We start from the raw sequence: 1,774 nt of genomic DNA, 5'->3' as shown, positions 1-1,774 counted from the left end.
AAAACCCGCACCGATCGACACAACCCACTCCCTAACGCTGGTAGCAACTGACTCACAACCAGCCTGACAAAGGGGGATCCGGGGGCTTTTGCGTCTGCTCGCGGGACAAATCTCGCGCCGGGAAAGTTAGCGACCGTCGATGCCGACGTAATCCCGCTCGGTGTAGCCGGTATAGATCTGGCGCGGACGCCCGATCTTGCTGTCGCCCTCGTCGTGCATTTCGCGCCAGTGTGCGATCCAGCCCGGCAACCGGCCCAGTGCGAACAGCACGGTGAACATCCGCACCGGGAAGCCCAGCGCCCGGTAGATCAGACCGGTGTAGAAGTCGACGTTCGGGTAGAGCTTGCGCTCGACGAAGTAGTCGTCGGTCAGCGCCGCCTCTTCGAGCTGCTTGGCGATGTCCAGCAGCGGGTCGCCACCCAGCTTGGCCAGGATTTTGTCGGCCTGTTCCTTGACGATGCGGGCGCGCGGGTCGTAGTTCTTGTAGACGCGGTGGCCGAAGCCCATCAGCTTGACGCCCTCTTCGCGGTTCTTCACCTTGCGGACGAATTCGCCGACGTCGTCGCCGCTCTCGCGGATCTGTTCGAGCATTTCCAGCACCGCCTGGTTGGCGCCGCCGTGCAGCGGCCCCCACAGCGCGTTGATGCCGCCGGAGATCGAAGTGAACAGGTTCGCCCGCGATGAGCCGACCAGGCGCACGGTTGAGGTCGAACAATTCTGCTCGTGGTCGGCGTGCAGGATGAACAGCATGTCCAGCGCACGCACCACTTCCGGGTCGGGCTGGTAGGGCTCGGCCGGGAAACCGAATGTCATCCGCAGGAAGTTCTCCACCAGCGACAGCGAGTTGTCGGGGTAGAGGAACGGCTGGCCGACGGACTTCTTGTAGGCGTACGCGGCGATGGTCGGCAACTTGGCAAGCAGCCGGATGGTCGACAGCTCGACCTGGTTGTTGTCCATCGGGTCCAGCGCGTCCTGGTAGTACGCCGAGAGGGCGTTGACCACACTGGACAGCACCGGCATCGGGTGGGCGTTGCGCGGGAAACCGTCGAAGAACCGCTTGAGGTCCTCGTGCAGCATGGTGTGGCGCTGGATCCGGCCGGTGAACTCGGCAAGCTGGTCGGTGGTGGGCAGCTCGCCATAGATCAGCAGGTAGCTGACCTCGATGAAGGTCGACTTCTCCGCAAGCTGGTCGATCGGGTAGCCGCGGTAGCGCAGAATCCCCGCATCACCGTCGATGTAGGTGATGGCGCTCTTGCACGCCGCGGTGTTGACGAAGCCGTTGTCGAAGGTGGTGTGCCCCGTCTTCGACAGCAGCGGACCGAGCGCAATGCCGTCGGCACCTTCGGTGGCGTGCGTGATCTGCAGGTCGATCTCGCCCCCCGGGTACTTCAGAGTTGCGGTGTCGTCGGTGTCGCCCACGAGAACCCCTTTGCGCTCAGGCTTGATATGGCTGCCCGCCCTAGGTGCCACAGAGGTGCACTAGGTACGTATAGGTGAAGGTAGTCGTTATTGCGACGGCGTGCCTGCGCGGGGTCGGGTCTGCAGGTCGCGCGGCCCACCAAGAAGCCGTGACTGGGGTCAACGCACTGGTTATCGGCCTATCCTGACCGATTGGTGAGGCCGGCACTCCCCGGGTCGGCGATACCCCGGGAGTAGGCCACGTGGGTCACGCGGCACGTGGCGGCGGAATTGAGCCCGGTCAAGTCCAGGGACGTGGTGTATGACGTCGTCGTGTGATTCTTCGCTGTCGTGGTTAGGCGGTTAGTGCTGCGGG

At 63.8% G+C, this 1,774-nt stretch carries 1 protein-coding gene; it reads right to left on the bottom strand.

From position 1 onward, the window contains the following. Positions 1-126: 126 nt before the first annotated feature. The gene (locus A9X01_RS22170) at positions 127-1,419 is read right to left on the bottom strand and encodes a citrate synthase (protein ID WP_065038382.1); all 1,293 of its coding nucleotides are present in this window, start codon (positions 1,417-1,419) and stop codon (positions 127-129) included. Between the last annotated feature and the right edge of the window lie 355 nt (positions 1,420-1,774).

It is taken from the genome of Mycobacterium asiaticum (assembly GCF_001668675.1).
GTDB lineage: Bacteria > Actinomycetota > Actinomycetes > Mycobacteriales > Mycobacteriaceae > Mycobacterium > Mycobacterium asiaticum_D.
Note: the sequence above shows the minus strand (reverse complement) of the source record. Positions and strands in the feature narration are given on the sequence as shown.